This is a genomic window from Lacticaseibacillus styriensis, from assembly GCF_030770295.1.
GTDB lineage: Bacteria > Bacillota > Bacilli > Lactobacillales > Lactobacillaceae > Lacticaseibacillus > Lacticaseibacillus casei.
The window spans coordinates 2131884-2153049 of sequence record NZ_CP132483.1 but is presented as its reverse complement, the minus strand read 5'-3'; the positions used below and the strand labels follow the sequence as shown (position 1 = coordinate 2153049).

The following is a 21166-nucleotide window of genomic DNA, read 5'->3' as shown; positions in this document are numbered from 1 at the left end:
CAGGCTAAAGTTTAATGAGTAAAGAATGTTAAATGGGGGAGACTATGTCAGCTTACGAAAAATTTATCAACAACGTGCCGGTTCGGCGTACCGTTGTTTTATTCTCAGTATTTCTAGTCTTATGGTTCGCACGCAGTATTATGAGCGATATTTTGCTGACATTTATTTTTGCCTTTTTGGTCAGCCGCTTGGTTCATGCGGTTCAACGGCATGTCCATATTCGCCCGTTTATCATTGTGGTGCCGGTTTACATATTGGTCCTTTTGGGGCTGGTTTATGCGGCTGTGCATTATGTACCGGCGATTGTTCGCCAGACCATCACGCTGTTCAACTCGGTGCAGGACTTTTATAACAGCGATGCGTTTGCGAATAATCAGGTCATGCAATGGATACTGTCAAGCACCAAGAGTCTGAATCTGACCGAGCAGCTTAAAACCGGGCTGTCGACGGTTCTCGAATATGCTGGCAATATTGGTGCCATGGGGTTGACGCTGGTTCTGTCATTTATTTTAAGTTTTTTCTTTACGATCGAGCTGGACAGCCTGCCTGAGTTCGGTCAGCTGTTCCTGGATTCACCATTTGGCTGGTATTTCAAAGACCTGCGCTATTTTGCCATGAAGTTCATCAATACCTTTGGCGTGGTGATGGAAGCCCAGATTTTTATTGCGGTGGTCAACACGGTCATTACGACGATTACCTTGTTATTCCTGAAGATGCCGAACATTCCTAGTTTGGCCATTATGGTCTTTCTGTTGTCACTGATTCCGGTGGCGGGGGCGATCATATCGTTGATTCCGCTGACCATTATCGGCTATACTGTCGGCGGCTGGCAGGATGTGATTACCATTTTGATCATGATTGCCGTGATCCATGTACTGGAAGCCTATGTGCTGAATCCGAAATTTATGAGCAGTCGGACGCAGCTGCCGGTATTCTTTACGTTCGTGATTTTGCTAGTTGCCGAACGACTTTTTGGCACATGGGGTCTGATTGTCGGTATTCCGATTTTTACGTTCTTCCTCGATGTGTTAGGCGTCAAAAAGATTGCCGGAACGAAATCCAGTCACTCGACATATGCCAGCATCCCGCAGCCAAAGGAGCACGACGGCGATGGCGCATAAAAAACGTTGGTTGATCGTGATCGGGGTGCTCGTGGCGGTGCTTGCAGCAGGTGGCTTGACAATGGTGTGGATACAACATCAACGCGATGCCCGCAAAATCACGGCGCGTCCGGTTCCCCAGGCACAATTAGGTAAAAGTGCCCGCAAGCTCATTCGCGAGACTGATTTCAGAGGCAGTGTCGCATTGATCAAACAGGGGCGAATTGTGTATAGCGGTGGCGTTGGCGAGGCAAATCATGATCGCAAGCTGGCCAATACCGGTGACACCATGTTTCCGTTGGCGTCGGTTGAAAAGTATCTGACCGCCTTGCTGATTGGCCGGTTAGTGGCCAATCACCAGTTGAAGCTGACAACGAAGCTGGCGAAGTTTTATCCCGAGATTGCCCATAGCAAGGACATCACGGTTCGCCAACTGCTTGATCACCGTTCTGGGATTCAGATGGATGAGTTAACGCCGGACAATGTTTTGACGTCGGAATCGAAGTCACTGGATTGGAATTTACAGCAACTAGGATCGACCGGTAAGCATGACTTTTTCTATACGAACGCGAATTATGCGCTGTTGGCCGGCATCATTCGCAAGGTGACTGGCAAAAGCTTCGCGACGACGCTGCGAGAAACGATCCTGACGCCGTTAAATCTTCAACGTACCCGCAATTTTGATGAACTAACCGCAAAAATGCCCGTAGCACAAGGCTATCTCACCGAAGACGATGACCACTACCAGCCAGATGATCTTAGCCCGGCACTCTTGTCGAGCTTACTTGGCAGCGGCAGCGAGTACATGAGTGTGACTGACCTGGCGAAAGTCATCATTGCCGCTGAAACCGGGAAAATCATTCCGCCTAAAGTGTATCGTGAGCTGATCACCGCCAATTATGCTGATGGTAATCGGTATGCCAGCGGGGTGGCTTGGCTAGATGATCAGCGGTTACTGCAAGGCATGTACAACGACAATCCGGAAAGCTTCAGTACGTTAGCTTATTTCCGCGCCAATGCAGCGAGTGGTGTTGTGTTATTCGGTAATCACACCATGACCACGGACACTGTGACGTTAGCCCAGAATCTGGAAACGTTGGTTCGATAGCGCGACAAAAAAGACGACACTAGAGGGAAAAATCCAGTGTCGTCTTTTTTGCAACGTTAAACGAAACTGCTAGTAGTTGAAAGAGCGGCCGATATCGTTGATGCCTTGGTAAAGGCTGCTAATGATACTTGAGAGTCCAAGCATGCCAACCACCATGAAGACCAGGAAGAGTAGCGCGCTGGCAATTAAGTACGCATAGATTTTATCGAACTGATTCGTTGGTTGCGCGGTGAATAACATATAGGGTCCGGCCAAGAGGAAAAGTCCGAGACTTAGCGCGACGAGTAAGGTGAGCAGCATCGCCGATCCGACGTTGATAAGACCGATAATCTGCATCAGCAGCGTGAAAAGTGAGAAGAACACCATCCAGTTAGCGTGGAAGGCATAGGCGGTAGTGAACTCAAGAAAATTGCGGCGCCGATCGCCCAGAATGCCGCGGATCGCCAGATAATAAATCGCAATAATGGCAACTGCAAGAATGGCGACCATGACAAACAGTTTGATGAAGGTGCTCAAAACGATATTGGCAACGCCACCCGGAAGTGACGATAGCGTACTGCTAACCCGCAACGCGATTGTTAAGGCCAGACTGATAATGGTGATAGCCAAACTGGTGAAGCCGAAGTAAGGGTGATAAGACCGCTCGATGTGCGCCGGATGCTCGATGCTGTCAACTAGATAACGCCAGTAACTGCCAGCATACTGTTTGCCTGCTTCAACCGTTGGATTCGGCTGTTTTGGTGCTGCTGGTGCCTGTGCGACCGTTTGACTGTTCTCGGCGCCAGAATTCGTATTTGTATTGGTTGATGCAGTTGCCGTTGATGTTGCCGGCTTCTGTGGCGCATGAGAAGGACTGGCAGTAGCGCTTTGTGCTGCTGCTGTTGAGGCTGAATTAGCCGTTTCATCCTTCACTGGTTCTTTTGCAGCTGAAACTGGTGCAGCAGACTGACTGGCTGAACTTGTGACCGGCTTTTCAGCAGATTCAGTATGAGATGCCGTATCAGTCTGCGTTTGTGTTACCGCAACGTCAGCTAAATTGGTACCACATTTGACACAGAAGTTGGCGGTTACCAGGTTATGGGCACCGCAATTAGGACATATTTTAAACATAGAATGACCTCCAAAGTAAAAGTGAGCGTTCACCGGCTTCTGCGCCGGTGAACGCGTTATGGTGAACGGGTCCTTTCCGACCCAGTTCACGTATGAAACCAAACCACCAGTTATGAAAACACCCGTCACCTAATCATACCAAATGAATTGACGAATGCCTTAAGCTACCACCAAAAATCACCTGCGATGGAAGAGCCGATAAAGACCACCGGCAACCAAGGCAAAGGTGGTGCCGAGTAAAATCAAATCCATGACCCCGTGAACCAAGGACAAGAAGCCGTTTTCATTAACGGCTGCTTGAAAGGCAGCGGTGCTTACATAGACCAAAAAATAAATCACACTGATCAGCCAGAAGCCGCCGATCGTTAACCAGATTTTTTTCAAGATAACCTCCAAGCAGTGGGTTGTCGCCGCAATGCAGTGGGCACACTGGACGATGGTCATCACCACCGGAGCGCGACCCACTTTTACACGCCGTTCAGGTGACCTCAATCATTTTCTTTTCCCTTATGTTTCCAATATACCAGAGAAAGCGGGTGCGAACTTACTGAAAATGGTGTAACATGAGATTCTGTAAACAGACAGAAAACTGTCAAATCATAAAAGCGAGGTATTCTCTGATATGGCGAAATTAGTATTGATCCGTCACGGGCAAAGTGAATGGAACCTGTCCAACCAATTCACCGGCTGGGTGGATGTTGATCTGAGTGAAAAAGGTGTCGAAGAAGCAAAGCATGCTGGGCAATTGGTCAAGCAGGCCGGCCTTGAATTCGATCAGGCTTACACCTCAGTTTTAACCCGTGCGATCAAGACCCTGCACTACGTCTTGGAAGAATCCGGCCAATTGTGGATTCCGGAAATGAAGACCTGGCGTCTGAACGAACGTCACTATGGCGCATTACAAGGCTTGAACAAAAAGGAAACCGCTGATAAATATGGTGCCGACCAAGTTCATATCTGGCGCCGTTCGTATGACGTTTTGCCACCATTGTTGAAAGCAACTGACGAAGGCTCTGCTGCTAAGGATCGTCGTTATGCCAACCTTGATCCGCGGATCATTCCTGGCGGCGAAAACCTGAAAGTCACGCTGGAACGGGTTATCCCATTCTGGGAAGACCATATCGCACCGGATCTGTTGGATGGCAAGAACGTTGTCATTGCGGCACATGGTAACTCACTGCGCGCTTTGACCAAGTACATCGAAAACATTTCCGACGCTGACATCATGAACTTGGAAATGGCAACTGGCGAACCGGTTGTTTATGACTTTGATGAAAAGTTGAACGTTAACAGCAAGACCAAGTTGGATTAATTCCGGCTTGATTGGCTAAAGAATTCGTATAAGACGGGCATTGTTCGTGCAGATTTTGTATTTGTGCGAGAGTGCCTGTCTTTTTTGTCGTTTAATATCTAGCGAACCGAGTTTAAAGTTGATTAAGTTTGTAGTTTGGCAAAGATAAGTTATAATAGTTGTATGATTATTGAACTAAGTAGCGCACAAGTTGATGAAATTCAGGTTAAGGTTTTTAAAGCATTGGCTGATCCGGTTAGACTGGCTATTATTCGCTATTTAAAAAAGGTGAACAAGGAGGTCACCTGTGGCGAAGTCGGTGAGGCAATTAAAATGAGCAAGTCGGCGGGATCCTATCATTTTCGCTTGTTGCGTGAAGCTGGATTGACGAAGACGCGAAAATCTTCGCGCGAGAAGTATGTTTCGCTTAATGCTGAAAATTTTGATCTCTATGTAACGAATTTTTATAAAAATTTGTAGATGGCCGGTAGATGTCTATCGGCTATTTTTATACAAAATAGTTCAAAAAGATTTGAACTATGTATTGCAATTTACGAAAGCAAGCTTTAAGGTTTAATAGTTGAACAATCGTTTAACTATTAAATATTGAGGAGCGTGCTCGTATGTTAAATGCTGAAAAGGCAAAACCAAAGACAGGCTGGATCTTATTTTTGACATCGCTTGGCTTTTTTATGTCAATGATGGATTCAATGATCGTGACGACTGCTTCAACGGCTATTAGGAGTGACTTTTCTATTTCTGTTGATCAATTGCAGTGGGCTTTAAATGCCTATAATATTGCGATTGCTGCCGTATTACTGGTCGGTGTGGCGATAGGCGATCGACTAGGACATCGCAAAGTTTATGAACTGGGACTACTCATCTTTGTTATTGGATCGATTCTCTGCGCCTTGTCCGGGAATATTATGTCGTTGATTGTTGCCCGGGTTGTCGAAGGTGTTGGCGCATCGGTTATCACGCCGATGTCAATGGCCATCTTGACAGCAAACGTCCCAGTAGAGAGCCGCGGCAAGGCGTTAGGTATTTGGAGCGGCATTGGTGGACTGGCGCTTATTGTCGGACCGGCATTAGGTGGGATTATCGTCGCCAAGATTGCGTGGCAGTGGATCTTCTGGATTAATGTGCCAATTGGTTTAATTTGCATCTTATTGTCACAACAGAAACTCCCTGAAACCAAAGCCGGATCCCAAAAGATCAATATTCTTGACTCACTTTTAGTGGTTTTAACTTCAGCAGGTCTGATTTGGGCGCTTTCGGCAAGTAAATCAGTCAAAATCCCCACAGTAGCTATCATTGTGGCAGTTTTAAGTATTTTGTTTGCGTTGCTACTCGTATGGCGACAAAAACGCGAAGACTTTCCCTTGATTCCTTTAAGCTTTTTCCAGCGGTGGCAATTTACCGGTGCTAATCTTGCAACGGCGCTTCTATATGCCGCAATGTACGGAGTCGTGTTCTTCCTTCCCCAATTTTTCCAGGTGGTTGGACATGTCAATGCCATGGTTGCCGGAATGGAAATGCTGCCATGGACGGGCATGCTGGTTCTTGTTGCCCCGTTTGCGGGTCGCGCTGTGGATCGCTTTGGAGAACAGCTTATTGCGATCTTTGGGCTATTTCTGCAAGGGCTTGGTTATTTGCTTATTGGATTAATCGTTCACGATGGTTATACATATAGTCTAACGATCGTGCCGCTTGGTCTGGCAGGTATTGGTCTTTCAATGGCAGGGCCAGCATTGCAAAAAGCGGTCTTGGGTGCTGTCAGCCCAAAGAATCTGGGAAAAGCTTCAGGTTTGTACAATATGTTTCGATTGTTTGGTGGTGCCATTGGGGTCACCATTTCAGTTTTGATTTTCTATGCAATTGGCAGTGCAGACACATCACTTGAATTTTCAAGAGGGTTTCAAGCGGCTATGGTCGGCGCGGGCGGACTTTCGTTAATCGGTATTTTGTCCGCATTAAGATGGCGTCAAAATGCTTAAACGTCAGTGAAGGTATGTGGCCTAATCTTGCACCTGAAGCTCAACTGTCTGATAATCAGTTTAAACAGTTCGTGAAAAGAGGCAGTTAAGTGGCAAACTATATTAAAGAAATTCGCAGCAAGGTCGGGCATATGCCCATTTTTCTCAATGCAGTGGCTGGCGTGGTTGTTAACGATCAGGGGCAGTTATTGTTGCAGCAGCGAACTGACGCCGGCAATTGGAGTGTCCCCGGCGGCATGATGGAATATGGCGAGTCGTTTCTTGAGACGCTGAAACGCGAGATGAAGGAAGATTCCGGTCTGCTGGTTGAGCCGATCAAGGTCCTGCATACCTTTGATCGCGGATTTACGACTTACCCGAATGGCGATCAGGCGCAGATTGTCTGTCGGTTTTATCTGGTCAATCCTGTTGGCGGAAGTTTGGAAGATGCCGACCCTAAGGAAACTTTGGCGTTACGGTATTTTGATCTGGATGCGTTACCGCCGCTGTTTAGTCAGCAAACGCGCGACATGATCGATTGCGTTCGGGATTACTTGAAAACACAGGCTGAATCATAATTTGGTCTTGATTGACACGCTGTTATAGAGAAAGCGAGCTGAGGATGGTGTCTCAGCTCTTTTTTTATGGGCGGTAGATAATTCGTTAGCTTTTATTGACACGAACTAACAAATGAGTTATTATCTAGTCAGTTAGTTTTATATTTTAAAAACTAACTATGAAAATTCTAACCATCAAAGGAGCACGCATAACATGACACAAACATCAGAAGCTTTATTAAAAGCATTCGGCCAACTAATCCAAAAGCGGCCGTTTATGGGCGCCGTTGCCAGCAGTTTACGGTTTGGCGATCGTCAGCGGCAACCGAACCAGCTGCGATTATTGCGTTTGCTGGACCAAAAAGGTGAGATGACCAACTCGGATTTGGTAGAGGCTTTGGATATTCGTCCTAGCTCGGTTTCCGCGTTAGTGCAGAAGTTAGAGGAACTTGGTCTGATCAGTCGCCACGAGTCGGAAACTGACAAGCGGGTGCAGCTGATCGGGCTCACAGATGACGGTCGCAAATTTATTGAAACCACTGGTAAGCTTCGAACCGATTTGCCTGATCAAATTTTCAGCGGCTTGTCTGAAGACGAACAGGCTGAATTACTGAAGCTAATCAACAAACTATCGGAAGATCTCGCCAATCGCGATGATTTGAGCTGGCCGGAAGGTAAACAGTTCGATGATATGCGAATTTGGGCGGAACGGTTCCATCACGGTCATCATGGCCCTCGCCGCGGCTATCCGGGCAGTTTTGGTGCTGGCGGTCCGCGGGGCTTTGATCGGCGGTTCTAGACTGAACCAGGCTTTACCAAAAAAGTGCTTTTGCTAAAACGTTAATAGACGAAAAGGATCTTCTCGGTCAGTTTCCGGAAGATCCTTTTTAAGTTGGCGTCAAAAGGGTCAGAACGCTTAAGAAACGCTCCTAATCGCTTGCTTTTCATTAAAAGTTTGGCGAAAACTTTACTATTTTGCAGGAAGCAGGCAAGATGGATTTAAGTACTTTAGAATGGAGGTCACCGATTTGGCTGAAAAAATGCGGTACTGTCCAAATTGCGGCTTTAGAATACCGGCTGGGGTGAAATTTTGCCCGAATTGCGGTATGGATTTGGTGCAATTTGATGCGCGCTTAGCCGCTCAATCAGCGACGCAGCAAACGCAAAGCCGTCCGACAATGCAGCAGACAGCAAGCAATACGACGCGTGCAGCGCAGCGGGACACAGCAAGCCGATCACGGCGGCAGCAGGAGAAAACATCGAACGTTAAGAAAAGCCTTGTGTTGACAGACGATAGCTTCCAGCATTTTCTTGACTGGCTGGCAACGCATATCGTGTATACCTTAATCGGGGCGCTAGTTCTTTTTTGCGTCTTCAGTTTTTCCGTTTGGATTGGGTGGCTGCTGGCGGTCATTAGCACGGTCGCAGTTTATGTCGTAGCCAATCGTCGAGTGGTTGCACCTTACCAAAGCAAATTCAGTAATGAGTCGCCAGATGACGATGACATTTGGACGATGCCTCAATCCGCTGCGACGGGGCAAGGTGCAAACTATACTGCAGCAGCGAGTGGTCAATCGACAACCTCGCCGTGGCCACAGGGGATGACGACGAATGCGCCGCAACACTGGTGGACACGGCTAGCCGGAAAACCGCGACGACGCGGTGGCGTGATTTGGATCGCTTATTTACTGGCTGCTTTTGTAGCTCTGATTGCTGCCTATGTGTGGCCATTTGGTGCCAGCGGTGTGGGAACCACTGCAGTTGGCGGCAGCCTGTATGATTTGGTTCGCAGTGCGAATACATTAGCAGAAACCGCCGCAGCTGCCGGTACCGTCAGTTCGGCGAAGGCTAATTTACCTTATCTGGCCTTGGTGTTAGCAGGTTTGGGTCCGGCATTGGGCTTGTTGTTTGGTTTCTTCCGATCACGCGGCATGATGCGATTCGGTGGCATGTTGGGCTTGCTTGGCTATGCATCTCTTTACTTTGCGTACGCGCCGTTGATGAGTAGCGGTAGTAATCAAATCCAAGGATTATTGAGTCCAGGCATCGGTTATTCGATTGGGATCGGGGCGGCTTTGATCATGTTTGTGACAGCGCGGTTACTGCCGCGAGACTGATGCCATGGGCTGCGAGCGATTTTCGCATCAGCAGACCGATCAATGAAAAAGGGGAGAATGGTCATGGCGTTTTGTCCAAATTGCGGCGCGCAAGTCAGTGCCGATGAAACATTTTGTCATCAATGCGGGTTTAATCTCGCTCAGTACCGGTCACAACATCAGGGAACGGACCCGGAAAACGGATCAAGCAATGCCAATGCATCTTCGGTCGGCCCAACGCCACAGCCAACCGGGCAAGGTGCTGTGCCGCCAAACTCAAGACGGCAGCGCAGTCATGGCAGTGCGCCAAATGGACCGCGACGCCCGTGGCTGATGGTCAGTTTGGTTCTGGCTGCGGCCGTTATCGTTGTCATCGCGGTGCTATTTTTCCAGAATCAAAGTCAGCAAACGCAAGAGGCTGTGGCAAGTTCAGCCAGTGCCTCAGCTGCGAATGCTTCATCAGCTTCCTTTGTATCAGCGTCTGCATCATCTTCGCAGGCGGCGGCATCGAGTTCACTCGCGGCCTCGCAAGAAGCAGCTAGTGAGTCGCTTGCCAACGCGAGTGAATCGGCAGCGGCGGAGAGTCACGAAAGTACCACAACAACGGGCGGTAGTGACTTGAGCAATCGCCAAGTCGCCAAAATGGCTGCGGATCTAGATGATTTCGACCTTGATGACTATCGAGTGGAAGTGACGTCACCAGCGACCAATATGAAAGAAGTCGATGTTTACGACAAAGATGATGGTGAGTTGCATAATAAATACCGTTATGACGAAATTCATGATCAGATGAGCAAATATGACGATGATTCCGGTAAATGGGAACTGATTCAAGACGATGATGATTAATTTCTAAAGAGGTGTTTCGCAAAGTCTGCTTGTGAAATGCCTTTTTGTTACCTTGAACCAAGGTAGATTTTAAATTGGCTAAAAAGTCGGCTGAAGGAGCGCTAATGAAACTGTTGCATTTAAAACCAAAAAGCGTATGTTAGTAGACATGGGGGTTATGTATGCAAACCGAATCGAATATTTCCGGCTTAATTTATCAGCTGGCAAAGTTACAGAAGTACTTTTTAAACCAGCACCTGAGCGATTTAGACTTAAATAGTGATCAAGCCAAGGTATTGACGTTTGTCGCCGCTCATCCTGGCACGAACCAACGCCAAATCAGTATCGACCTGAGCCGCGGGCCGGCCAGCGTGTCAAATTTGGTGAAACGGCTGATCCAACAAGGTTTACTGGAGAAGCGAATGGCGCCGCACAGTGATCGTGAGCGGCAGCTTTTTTTGACGGAAGCGGGCAAAGCCGCGGCGACAGAAGTCCACGAGCTATTTCAGGTGCTGGAAAAGGCTTTTGCAACGAATGTTAAGGACCCTGAAGCGCTGACGCAGACGCTAAAACAACTTTTAGTAGCCTTACAAGTGAGACCGATCAAAGGGCACAGTTACAACTATCAGATACGGGGCTAAAAGACGAGCTAGCGTTTATTTGTCCACTTTGTTTGGGAAGAGATTTGTTGACGAATTGGCAAGGTTTAACGTATAATTCTAAGAGTTGAAAAGAGGCCATTGGGATGATGCCCCAATGACCTCGACACGGCTCAGATGAGAAGGGTAAAAGCTAACTTTGGCGGTTAGCTTTTTTGATTATCGCGTACGCTTTAGCACTACTGGTGATCAGTAGGCTTAGCGCGATGATAATCGACGCCACATCCAACGCGGCGAACCCCTTTCCTCTCTTGAATTTGGCATAGCTGACACCTCCACTGCTAGAAAAGTGTTGAGGGGTGTGCCATCCAATCCGCTAGACCAAGAAAATGGGTGATTAGTCCTTTTCTAGGTCGTAAACATAATCTATAGGTTGATGCGTATACCGTCAATAAGAACCAACTAGGCCACAGGTGTTGTTATAAATACCCAGTTAAAATGACGTCACAGTTGCTAACCGAATTTGAATGATGGAAGCTGTTTCTAAATCTTTGAACAAAGTTAAGAAGCTCAATATATTGAAGATTTGCAGGATGTACCTACTGAAACACCGTTGTTAGCAGTATGTGATTAACTTAAATAACAAAAAACTCAAATACCCCCTTGGCGCTTGCAAAGAAACATGCTAAACTATGCACAAATTCAGCAAGCAGAAAGGTGTCCCTTATCATTGATTGGCGCGTCGAATGAAGCGTTATTTGCACTATTATTTCCTAAAGACTTTCCGACACTGCTAGTGGCCAAACAGGCGCGACGCATGTTGTGTATTCGTGCCGCGCATGGCAACCAGGAAGCAGCCCGATTATTACGTGTCCGGTCAACGCCGATACACGTGGTTTATGCCGTCAAAGTCAGCCATTAAGACAAGTTTTACCTCTGAGTCCGACTATTTGGTCGGGCTTTTTTTGCTGTGAGCGCGAGTCACTCCGGCTTTGCGCTGGGAGCATTTTGTGGAGAGTTGAACGTGAATCGGCTCCTGCGCCGCTGAACGCGTTACCATAACGTCATTTAATAAAGGCGACAAAAAGCGCCATCAACATTTCTATTTCAATCACAATAAAGGTACAATTAAATTGATAACAGGTGAAAGAAATGGAGATGGCACTGTGAAGAACTTTCGGTTTAAGAATCCCACTGATATACGCTTTGGGACGGGTCGGCTTGACGTTGAACTGCACGATGCTGTGAGTCAATTTGGTTCGCGGGTTCTTTTTGTTTATGGCGGACACTCAATCAAAAAATCCGGACTTTACGATACGGTAAAAGGTTTGCTCGCAGATTTGCAGCTTACCGAATTGCCGGGGATTGAACCTAATCCTAAAATCGCTTCGATTCGCGACGGCCAGAAATTGGTTAAAGATAACGACGTCGAAGTGGTGCTGGCAGTCGGCGGCGGCTCGGTAATTGACGCAGCCAAGGTCATCGCCAGCGCGAAGTTTTATGACGGCGACCCATGGGACTTGGTCAAAGATCGCGGTGTGACCCGGCACAAGTTGCCACAGTTACCGGTCGTGGACATTTTGACCTTAGCCGCAACCGGCAGTGAAATGAATAGTGGTTCGGTCATTTCCAATCCGGAAACCCATGAAAAGCTTGGCACCAACGGACCGAATACCCCAGCGGTGTCGTTTCTTGATCCAACACTGACTTATACCGTTCCGCATCGCCAAACCGCAGCCGGTTCGATGGATATTTTCAGTCATTTGCTTGAACAGTATTTTGATCGCTCTAAAAACAATGACGCTAGCAAAGGCATGATGGAAGGCCTCATGCGAACGGTGATTAAGTGGGCCCCGATTGCGGTTAAAGAGCCGGACAATTTCGATGCACGCGCTAATTTGATGTGGAGTGCGACGATGGCGCTTAACGGTGTGATGAGCGTTGCCAACGAAAACGGTTGGACCGTGCACAGCCTTGAACACGAGCTGTCGGCTTATTATGACATTACCCATGGTGTCGGTCTGGGTATTTTGACTCCGCGGTGGATGGAATATGCGTTGACGAAAGATTCGACAACGGCTGAGATGTTTGCCCGCTTTGGTCGTCACGTGTGGGATCTTGAAGGGGACGAAACTTACGCCGTGGCGCAAGCGGCAATTGACGAAACCTTTGACTGGATTCAGCATTTAGGCTTTCCGATGACACTGCCGGAAGTCGGTATTGCCGATGAACGCCACTTTGATGCGATGGCAACAGCTGCTGTGGCCAATGCCAGACTCGAGACACGTGCGTATGTGCCGTTGTCGGAAGAAGATGTCAAAGCCATTTATCAAGCTGCGATGACTGACGGCTTAACGGCATAGCTGATGGTTTTGGTTGATTTTTTGTTGATTGACGAGGGGGAAAGTTTGTGACGCAACCGATTCTTGAACATGATTCCGTCGCTTTTCAAGCAGCACGCAACGCCGAGAACCAACTGTGGGCGGATTTTAATCTGAAACCTAAGGCGCGTTGGTTTAAATTGCCACCAGATGATTTGCGAGTCAGGGTGCTTGAATTCGGCCATGGGGATCCTGTGCTTATCATTCCCGGCAATACCGGCGATCCTTACCCGTTTGCGCCGCTTTTACCACAACTGGCCGGTTATCACTTGTTTGTGCTGGCGCGACCAGGTGGCGGCTTAAGCGACGGATTTGACCATGAACAGGTGGACGTGCACCAATTTGCGGTTGATCTAATCGGCCAAATTATGGATAAGCTTGATCTGAAATCAGCGCCGATCATTGCACATTCCATGGGCGCGCATTGGGCAACTTGGTTTGCATTGGCGCATCCGGAACGGGTTGACCAGCTAATTCTATTGGGTAATCCAGGGCGGATGTTAATGACCAAAACGCCTGGTATGCTCAAGATGGCGATGATGCCGGGCTTGGGGCAGTGGTTTATGAAGCGCCAAATTCCAAAGTCTGCCAAGCGTGCCTGGGGACCGCTTCACCGCATGGGCACTGATCCAGTGGCCGTCAGCAAGCTGCCACAAAGTTTTGCCGAGTGTGTTTATGCTTTTGACCATTTACCGAATTACGCAGTGTCCACCTTGTCCTTGTTGCACAGTATGAATTCAGAGAAAAATCATAATGGCCTCGGTGAAGACCAACTACGCCATCTGTCCGTACCTACAACGCTCATTTGGGGTACCAATGACGCGCTCGCAAGACCGGAGTTGGGTCAGGAAATTGCGGCAGTGGTGCAGCACGGCGAACTGGTGACCGTTAATGGCGCCGGCCATGAGCCATGGATTGATGACCCGGAAAAAGTGGGCACCATCGTCCGCTTGAAGTTGAAGGATAGTCGGTTGCGTGCCGAACTTAACCGCCAGTAATGGATCAACACGACTGAATTCTAACAAAAAAATTATATTTTTAGCGATGATCGGATGTCTTGCAACGGTCATCGCGTTTTTTATTTTGGCCAGAAAAGCGGGCTGCAAAAACTCAATTTTCCAAAAATTATTTTTTGTATCCGTTCACAGTTTATGGCATGCCTTAAATCCCGCAACAAAGTTATCTGGGACCGCCTTCATTCGCTTGTGCCTATATTCTCACAAAAGAATATATACGAAAAAGGTTTGACAATCAAAACAGTTCTGCATATGCTTTGAACATCCAATTAATCTGGTTGGACAAAAGAGCGAAAGCATGTGAGCACCTGATCCAAGTGGGAATTTTTATTTCGTTTCGTGATGAGATGATTTTTTCTGCAAGTGCTCAATTGCAATCGTGGTTAAAGGAGGCGAGGCTATGACAACTTTGGATACCTCAACCATACAGACGCTGATTCCGAATCGTTATCCGTTGTTTTATATCGATCGGGTCACCGAATTAGTACCGGATGAATCCATTGTCGCGGAGAAGTATGTGAGCGTGGCAGAGGATCATCTGGTTGCTTATCTGCCGGGTGAGCTAACCATGCCGCCGACGTTGATTATTGAGACGCTGGCCCAAGCGGCATCAATCCTGATTTTGAAATCACCAAAGTTTGCCGGTAAAACCGCTTATCTGGCAAGTATCGGCAAAACAGAATTCCTGAAGCCTGTCCCGACTGGCAGCGTTTTGACGCTAGCAGTCAAAATGGGCAAAGTTCGGGCGAACATGGGGGTGGTCACAACGACCGCCAGTATCGGTGATGAGCTCGTCTGCCACGCAGAATTGCATTTTGTGGTAGAAGCAAATGCTTAGTTCACTTGACAGGCTTTTTTTTTCAACTGATACTTTGAATATCAAATCAGTTGTACATGGAGGCACACCAATGTCCCAAAAGCCAAGCGTCAAGCGGATTAATGATAAACTCATTCGCGTTTATTCAGATATCCTACGAATGGAAGAAGAGGAACTGCGCAAAAGTCAGTTCCGGGATTTAGGTATTAAAGAAATGCACACCATTGATGCGATTGGTATTCATGCGACACCCAGCTCAAGTGATGTGGCCAAAAAGCTGCATGTGACGCAAGGAACCCTAAGTGTGGCGATTAACAATCTGGCACGCAAAGGGTATGTCGAACGACTGCATCTTGAGTCGGACAAACGAGTCGTGAATCTGCGACTTAGCCGCAAAGGGCGCTTAATGTATCGTGCCCACCTTGCCTTTCACCAGAAAATGGTTGCAAGTTTTGTTAAAGGATTTACCGAGCCGCAAATCGAGTTAATCGAACGCGCGCTGGATAATCTCAATGAATTTATTGACGAATATCGTCATTAGAAAGAAGGCCCCGTCTTGGAGATTCTGGCCAGTGCTTATTCGGTACCTGCCACGCGTGTTGAAAATGAGCAGTTACGTCAATTTATGGATACATCCGACAGTTGGATCCGAGAACGTACGGGGATTAAAACCCGCCATGTGGTCACCGATCAACGTAACTTTGATCTAGCGTATGATGTTGCCCAGCAGCTTTTGACGAAGTCGGCGATCAGTGCCGACCAGCTTGATTTCATCATCGTGGCGACCATGAGCCCGGACTATGCAACCCCGGCCGAGGCAAATCGCCTGCAAGCAGCACTTAATGCAGATCATGCATTTGCATTTAATCTCAACGTTGCCTGCGCCGGTTTTGAGTATGCGTTGCACGTTGCCGATCGACTGATGACCAGCCCGACGGTTCATCAAGGTTTGGTCATCGGAAGCGAAGTGCTTTCCCGATTGGTTGATTGGCATGATCGACGCACAGCAGTGTTATTCGCTGATGGTGCTGGCGGCGTTTTGATCAGTGATCAAGGCGCGCCGGTCCAGGCAGTCGATCTCAAAAGCTTCGGCGATACCGAGATGGTACTGTCAGCTGGGGCTCAAGGCAATCAAAGTCCGTTTGCGGATGCGGTTGAAGAACCTTCAGCTTATTTCAAAATGAACGGCCGCGCGGTTTACCAATTTGCCATCAGTGAAGTCCCACGGTCAATTCAGCGAGCGCTGGATCAAGCGGAGATGACCACGGATGATATCGATTGGTTCCTGCTTCATCAGGCAAATGCCCGCATTGTTCAATCCGTGAACAAAAAACTGAAAGTTACTGCCGACAAGTTTCCCATCAACATTGATGAGTATGGCAACACCAGCGCAGCCAGCGTGCCGATTCTGTTGGCGCAGTTAGCTGAAGGCGGTCGCCTGAAACGGGGCCAGAAATTGGTGCTTAGCGGTTTTGGCGGCGGCTTATCAGTCGGCTCGCTGATTATGACGTATTAATTCGAACATCCCTATAGACTGACCGAAAAACGGTCAAACCACTTAACTTAAAGGAGAGCATTTAAACATGACTAACGAAGAAGTATTGCCTAAGGTACAAAACATCATTGCTGACCAATTGGACAAAAACGCTGAAGATGTGACTTTGACCACGAACTTCAAGAATGATCTGGATGCAGATAGCCTGGACATTTTCGAAATCATCAACGAAATCGAAGACGAATTCGACGTTAAGATTGAAACCGATGAAAGCATTGAAACGGTTGCTGATCTGGTAAACTTCATCACTGAAAAGACCGAAGCTTAAGACAACTGGAGAGGAGTGGGCCAATGAGTCCATTAATGGAACGCTTAGGCGTTAAGTATCCGCTTTTTCAAGGCGGCATGGCATGGGTTGCTGACGGTAAATTAGCTGCGTCGGTTTCTGAAGCCGGTGGTCTTGGTATCATTGGCTCCGGTCATGCCCCTGCTTCGTGGGTTAAGGAACAGATCGAAGTTGCAAAATCAATGACAGACAAGGCATTCGGTGTGAATGTGATGCTGTTATCGCCTTTTGTCGAACAGGTCATTGATGTTATTGTTGATGCCAAGGTTGCCTTGGTCACCACAGGCGCCGGCGATCCTAGCCGTTATCTGGACCGGCTCCAGCAAAATGGCACCGTTGTGATGCCGGTGGTGCCGTCTGTTGCCATGGCCAAGCGCATGGCGCGTGATGGCGTGGATGGCGTGATTGCTGAAGGCATGGAATCCGGCGGTCACATTGGCAGTATCACGACCATGGCCTTGGTGCCGCAAGTCGTTGATGCCGTTGATATTCCGGTCGTTGCGGCTGGTGGGATTGGCGATGGTCGCGGTGTTGCCGCAGCACTCAGTCTGGGTGCGATCGGCGTTCAAATGGGCACCCGCTTCCTGACATCAACTTCAAGCCGGATTCACCAAAACTATAAGGATGCGGTGATTAAAGCGAAAGACGTGGATACGTTGGTTACCGGTATGTATGTCGGTCATGCAGCCCGCGTGTTGAAAAACCCGATGAGTCGTAACTACCTGAAACTGGAAAAGGAAATCGCACTGTCCGATACGACTGACTATACGGCAGTTGAAGAGCTGGGTAATGGTAGCTTACGGAAGGCGGTTCTAGAAGGCGATCGCGACCATGGTTCATTCATGGCCGGCCAGATTTCCGGTTTAGTCAAGCGCGAAGAGAGCAGCCAGGACATCGTTGAAGAAGTCATGCAGCAGGCAAAAGAGATTTTGGCTGGTTCCAAAATGGCAGATCTTCTCACGAGTTCGACTGCGGATGCATTTCCACGTCAGTAAACACATGACAAGGAGGGTTCCATCTGTTGCAATTTGCTTATGTGTTTAACGGCCAAGGTGCCGAGGTCCCCGGAATGGGGATCGATTTTTACCAGAATACTTTGATATTCAAAGAGATTATTGACCGTGCCGACGCCGTTTTGGACTTTGACTTGCCTGAGTTTTTGGCCAATGGTGATTTTGCCGCGCATCCGGATGACTTGCAGCCGGCGTTGGTGGCTTACAGCGTGGCAATGCATGAAGTGGCGTCAGCCGAATTGCCGCCGGAAACAGCCTTGGCTGGATTGAGTCTGGGCGAGTACAGTGCTTTGATTGCTGGTGGCGGAATGAGTCTGGAAGACGGGCTTAAATTAGTCGCGGCACGTGGTAAAGCGATGGCGGCGGCTTGTCAGAATCAGCCTGGTGGTATGTTGGCAGTCATGAGCGGTGATCAGGCAGTTATTCAGGAAGCCTGCGAACAGGCACCGGATGTTTGGCCGGCTAATTACAACGGTCCCAAGCAAACGGTTCTGGCCGGCACCCATGATGCCTTGGCCGTGGTCGAAAAATGGCTAAAATCACAAGGTGTTCGCGCCATTCCATTGCATGTGGCTGGCGGGTTTCACAGCCCCTTGATGGCAAGTGCCCAACCACAGTTGCAGGCAGCGTTGAAACAGGCCAATGTGTTTGAACCGGTGATTCCGGTGATCAGCACGACTGCGCTCAAGCCGTTTACGGCTCGCAATATGCGTTCCGTGCTCGCAGCTCAGGTTGCTGAGCCAACCAAATTTGCGGCGGTTATCGCGCAACTGAAGGCTGAAGGCGTCGATACGATTGTTGAATTGGGCCCTAAGCCGGTGCTTAGCAAGATGATCAAGCGGATTGACCGTAAGATGACGACCCATCTGATTAGTGATGCAGCGAGCCTCAATGAGGTCGCCGATTTGAATAACGGAGTGAAGGCAGATTGAAATTAACTGATAAAACCGCGATCATCACGGGTGCCTCGCGTGGCATCGGTGAAGCGATTGCCAGAAATTTTGCGCAGGCAGGGGCCAACTTGGTGCTGAATGCGCGCCATGAATTTCCGGAAACTTTGATCAAAGAATTAGAAGGCTTTGGCCACGGGGTCGTCACCGTCTTAGGCAGTGTCGACGATCCGACAACCGGTGAGCAGCTGGTAGCAGCGGCCTTGGATCAATTTGGCAGTGTTGATATTTTGGTCAATAATGCCGGCATCAATGATGACATGTTGGCGATGCGGATGAAACCGGCCACTTTTGCCAAGGTCATCCAAGTTAACTTAGATGGCACTTTTTATGTGACCCAACCTACCTTCAAGAAAATGATGAAGGCGCGTGCCGGGGTCATCATTAACCTCGCCAGTGTGGTCGGATTGACCGGCAACATCGGGCAGGCGAATTACGCTGCCAGCAAGGCCGGCATTATCGGCCTGACCAAAACACTGGCACGTGAAGGGGCAATGCGTGGCGTGCGCGTCAATGCGATTGCGCCGGGAATGATCGCCACGGATATGACCGCAGCATTGAGCCAATCCAGTCAGGACCAGATCTTAGCGGAAATTCCGTTGAAGCGCTTCGGCCAGCCCGAAGAAATCGCGCACACAGCCCGCTTTCTGGTCGAAAATGCCTACATAACCGGACAGACTTTGACAGTCGCCGGCGGGTTAGGTTAAGGACATGAACGGAGGAATGACATTGCAACGAGTAGTCGTAACCGGAATGGGTACCGTGAATCCACTGGGTCATTCAGTCGCTGAAACCGTAGCGACGATGGACGCTGGCAAAGTCGGTATTCAACCTATCACCAAATTTGATGCTGAAAAAACCGGCATCACAGTCGCTGGTGAAGTCAAAGATTTCAAACCTGAAGCACGCATGCAAAAACGTCTCAGCAAGCGATTGGATCTGTTTACCCAATATGGTCTTTACAGCGCCATTGAAGCCTATGAGCAATCCGGGCTGACCAAAGACGCCGTTGATGCTGATCGTATGGCCGTTATTTTCGGATCAGGGATTGGTGGTTTGACAACCATTCAGGAACAAGTGACGAAGATGTATGTAAAAGGCCCGGATCGGGTGAGTCCACTGTTTGTGCCTGAAGCCATTAGTAACATGGTTGCCGGGACCATTTCCCAATATTTTGGTGCCCACGGTCCTAGTTATGTGGTGGTCACAGCTTGTGCCTCTGCCACGAACGCCATTGGCGAAGCAGCGATGCGGATTCAAGCTGGCAAAGCCGATGTTGTGATTACGGGTGGCGCCGAAGCATCCGTCAACGAAATCGGAATTGCCGGATTTGCGGCGCTGTCAGCTTTGTCCAAAACCGCAGACCCGACCCAAGCAAGTTTGCCATTTGCGGCCGATCGTAACGGTTTTGTGCTTGGTGAAGGCGGCGGTACGCTGATTCTTGAAAGTCTTGACCATGCCCAGAAACGCGGCGCCAAGATTTTAGGCGAAGTGGTAGGTTATGGTGCAACTAGTGATGCGTATCACATGACTGCTCCTGATCCGAGTGGTGCCCAAGCCGCCCGCGCAATGCAGCTGGCTGTCGAAGAAGCCGGCATTCAGCCTAGTGACGTGGGTTACATCAATGCGCACGGTACGGCCACCAAAGCCAATGATGCCATGGAAAGCAAAGCTATTCATGATCTTTTCGGCGACAACGTGCTGGTCAGTTCGACTAAAGCATTGACCGGCCATCTGTTGGGTGCAGCCGGTGCCATTGAAGCAATTATGACTTTGAGCGCGTTGCAGGATGGTCGGTTACCGATGAACGTCGTGGACGCGGCACAAGATGAAGACTGCCCCGTCACCTTGGTCAACCAAGACAATCGTGATACCACAGTTGATTATGCCTTGAGCAATTCCTTTGGCTTTGGCGGCCATAATGCGGTCTTGGCCTTCAAAAGGTGGTGAGTGTCATGGACACCAAAATGATCGAATCCTTGATTAAGCAGTTGGAGCAAAGTTCTTTGAACGAGCTGGAACTGACGCTCGGCGAGGATTCCCTGCATCTCGTCAAAGCGGGTCCGGTCGCACCGGCACCGGTTGCTCCGGCTTCCAATCCGGTGCCAGCCACACCGGTCAACCCGACACCGGCTGCCCAACCTGAACAACCCGCCGGCACCGCCATCAAGGCTCCGCTAGTCGGTATCGTTTACCTGGCACCCAAACCAGGCGCCGATCCGTATGTCAAAGTCGGCGACCACGTCAAAAAAGGCGAGGTTGTCTGCATCATCGAATCGATGAAAATGATGAACGAAATCAAAAGCACCGTAACCGGCACACTCAAGGCTGTCGAAGTCGACAACGAGAGCTTGGTCGAATACGATCAGCCGTTGTTTACGGTCGAAGAATAAGCGATATAGGCTAAGGTGCAGTTTAAGTTACGATTACGATGCAAGAGTGAACGTTAATTTCAAAGATAGAAGCGTTGTTCACTCCCTAGT

The 21166-nt window shown here is 48.9% G+C and carries 24 protein-coding genes; 22 read left to right on the top strand and 2 right to left on the bottom strand.

What is annotated here, in order from left to right; genetic code table 11:
* Positions 1-44: 44 nt before the first annotated feature.
* Together LACSTY_RS10205 and LACSTY_RS10200 are read left to right on the top strand one after the other, a co-directional pair.
* On the top strand, positions 45-1121 hold the full coding sequence (locus tag LACSTY_RS10205) for an AI-2E family transporter (protein ID WP_087912562.1): 1077 nt from the start codon (positions 45-47) through the stop codon (positions 1119-1121).
* Entirely contained in the window at positions 1111-2208 is a 1098-nt protein-coding gene (locus LACSTY_RS10200; RefSeq protein ID WP_087912561.1) for a serine hydrolase domain-containing protein, read from the top strand. The genes LACSTY_RS10205 and LACSTY_RS10200 overlap by 11 nt, the downstream gene beginning before the upstream one ends.
* 69 nt (positions 2209-2277) lie before the next feature.
* Here the strand turns inward: LACSTY_RS10200 and LACSTY_RS10195 are convergent, their stop codons facing one another.
* Together LACSTY_RS10195 and LACSTY_RS10190 are read right to left on the bottom strand one after the other, a co-directional pair.
* Entirely contained in the window at positions 2278-3318 is a 1041-nt protein-coding gene (locus tag LACSTY_RS10195; RefSeq protein ID WP_087912560.1) for a zinc ribbon domain-containing protein, read from the bottom strand.
* Between the two features lie 177 nt (positions 3319-3495).
* Positions 3496-3702 (bottom strand): hypothetical protein, encoded by a 207-nt coding sequence (locus LACSTY_RS10190; RefSeq protein WP_087912559.1) that lies wholly within the window; start codon positions 3700-3702, stop codon positions 3496-3498.
* 238 nt (positions 3703-3940) lie between these two features.
* Between LACSTY_RS10190 and LACSTY_RS10185 the strand changes: the two genes are divergently transcribed.
* The 20 genes from LACSTY_RS10185 to accB all read left to right on the top strand — a co-directional run bounded on the left by LACSTY_RS10185 (position 3941) and on the right by accB (position 21076).
* Entirely contained in the window at positions 3941-4630 is a 690-nt protein-coding gene (locus LACSTY_RS10185; RefSeq protein WP_047106419.1) for a 2,3-diphosphoglycerate-dependent phosphoglycerate mutase, read from the top strand.
* Positions 4631-4792: 162 nt separating this feature from the next.
* Positions 4793-5089 carry an ArsR/SmtB family transcription factor gene (locus tag LACSTY_RS10180; protein ID WP_010491770.1) on the top strand — a complete coding sequence of 99 codons (297 nt, stop codon included), beginning with the start codon at positions 4793-4795 and terminating at the stop codon, positions 5087-5089.
* 143 nt (positions 5090-5232) lie between these two features.
* Positions 5233-6606: an MFS transporter gene (locus tag LACSTY_RS10175; RefSeq protein WP_087912558.1), complete on the top strand. Its 1374-nt coding sequence runs from the start codon at positions 5233-5235 to the stop codon at positions 6604-6606.
* An 89-nt stretch (positions 6607-6695) separates the two neighbouring features.
* The gene (locus tag LACSTY_RS10170) at positions 6696-7163 is read left to right on the top strand and encodes an NUDIX hydrolase (RefSeq protein WP_087912557.1); all 468 of its coding nucleotides are present in this window, start codon (positions 6696-6698) and stop codon (positions 7161-7163) included.
* 193 nt (positions 7164-7356) lie between these two features.
* Positions 7357-7941, top strand: a complete 585-nt coding sequence (locus LACSTY_RS10165) for a MarR family winged helix-turn-helix transcriptional regulator (RefSeq protein ID WP_087912556.1) — start codon at positions 7357-7359, stop codon at positions 7939-7941.
* A gap of 229 nt (positions 7942-8170) precedes the next feature.
* Complete coding sequence (locus LACSTY_RS10160) at positions 8171-9259, top strand: zinc ribbon domain-containing protein (RefSeq protein ID WP_162494867.1); 1089 nt, start codon at positions 8171-8173, stop codon at positions 9257-9259.
* A gap of 63 nt (positions 9260-9322) precedes the next feature.
* Entirely contained in the window at positions 9323-10087 is a 765-nt protein-coding gene (locus LACSTY_RS10155) for a zinc ribbon domain-containing protein (RefSeq protein WP_087913285.1), read from the top strand.
* Positions 10088-10248: 161 nt separating this feature from the next.
* Positions 10249-10707, top strand: coding sequence for a MarR family winged helix-turn-helix transcriptional regulator (locus LACSTY_RS10150; protein WP_087912555.1), 459 nt, complete (start codon positions 10249-10251; stop codon positions 10705-10707).
* Between the two features lie 688 nt (positions 10708-11395).
* Positions 11396-11587 (top strand): hypothetical protein, encoded by a 192-nt coding sequence (locus LACSTY_RS10145; RefSeq protein ID WP_010491756.1) that lies wholly within the window; start codon positions 11396-11398, stop codon positions 11585-11587.
* A 244-nt stretch (positions 11588-11831) separates the two neighbouring features.
* Positions 11832-13028 carry an iron-containing alcohol dehydrogenase gene (locus LACSTY_RS10140; RefSeq protein WP_087912553.1) on the top strand — a complete coding sequence of 399 codons (1197 nt, stop codon included), beginning with the start codon at positions 11832-11834 and terminating at the stop codon, positions 13026-13028.
* A gap of 47 nt (positions 13029-13075) precedes the next feature.
* Positions 13076-14044, top strand: coding sequence for an alpha/beta fold hydrolase (locus LACSTY_RS10135; RefSeq protein WP_087912552.1), 969 nt, complete (start codon positions 13076-13078; stop codon positions 14042-14044).
* A gap of 418 nt (positions 14045-14462) precedes the next feature.
* Positions 14463-14900: a 3-hydroxyacyl-ACP dehydratase FabZ family protein gene (locus tag LACSTY_RS10130; protein ID WP_049169124.1), complete on the top strand. Its 438-nt coding sequence runs from the start codon at positions 14463-14465 to the stop codon at positions 14898-14900.
* Positions 14901-14970: 70 nt separating this feature from the next.
* Positions 14971-15420, top strand: a complete 450-nt coding sequence (locus LACSTY_RS10125; protein WP_005684753.1) for a MarR family winged helix-turn-helix transcriptional regulator — start codon at positions 14971-14973, stop codon at positions 15418-15420.
* 15 nt (positions 15421-15435) lie between these two features.
* Positions 15436-16395, top strand: coding sequence for a beta-ketoacyl-ACP synthase III (locus LACSTY_RS10120; protein ID WP_087912551.1), 960 nt, complete (start codon positions 15436-15438; stop codon positions 16393-16395).
* Positions 16396-16462: 67 nt separating this feature from the next.
* Positions 16463-16702 carry an acyl carrier protein gene (locus LACSTY_RS10115; RefSeq protein WP_010491736.1) on the top strand — a complete coding sequence of 80 codons (240 nt, stop codon included), beginning with the start codon at positions 16463-16465 and terminating at the stop codon, positions 16700-16702.
* 23 nt (positions 16703-16725) lie between these two features.
* On the top strand, positions 16726-17715 hold the full coding sequence (locus tag LACSTY_RS10110) for a nitronate monooxygenase (protein WP_087912550.1): 990 nt from the start codon (positions 16726-16728) through the stop codon (positions 17713-17715).
* Positions 17716-17741: 26 nt separating this feature from the next.
* Positions 17742-18665, top strand: a complete 924-nt coding sequence (locus LACSTY_RS10105) for an ACP S-malonyltransferase (protein ID WP_087912549.1) — start codon at positions 17742-17744, stop codon at positions 18663-18665.
* A complete protein-coding gene (locus tag LACSTY_RS10100; protein ID WP_087912548.1) occupies positions 18662-19390 on the top strand; it encodes a 3-oxoacyl-ACP reductase family protein in 729 nt (242 codons plus the stop codon). The genes LACSTY_RS10105 and LACSTY_RS10100 overlap by 4 nt, the downstream gene beginning before the upstream one ends.
* Before the next feature lie 22 nt (positions 19391-19412).
* Positions 19413-20633, top strand: coding sequence for a beta-ketoacyl-ACP synthase II (gene fabF / locus LACSTY_RS10095; RefSeq protein ID WP_052767555.1), 1221 nt, complete (start codon positions 19413-19415; stop codon positions 20631-20633).
* 5 nt (positions 20634-20638) lie between these two features.
* Positions 20639-21076 (top strand): acetyl-CoA carboxylase biotin carboxyl carrier protein, encoded by a 438-nt coding sequence (accB, locus tag LACSTY_RS10090; protein ID WP_087912546.1) that lies wholly within the window; start codon positions 20639-20641, stop codon positions 21074-21076.
* Positions 21077-21166 lie beyond the last annotated feature (90 nt).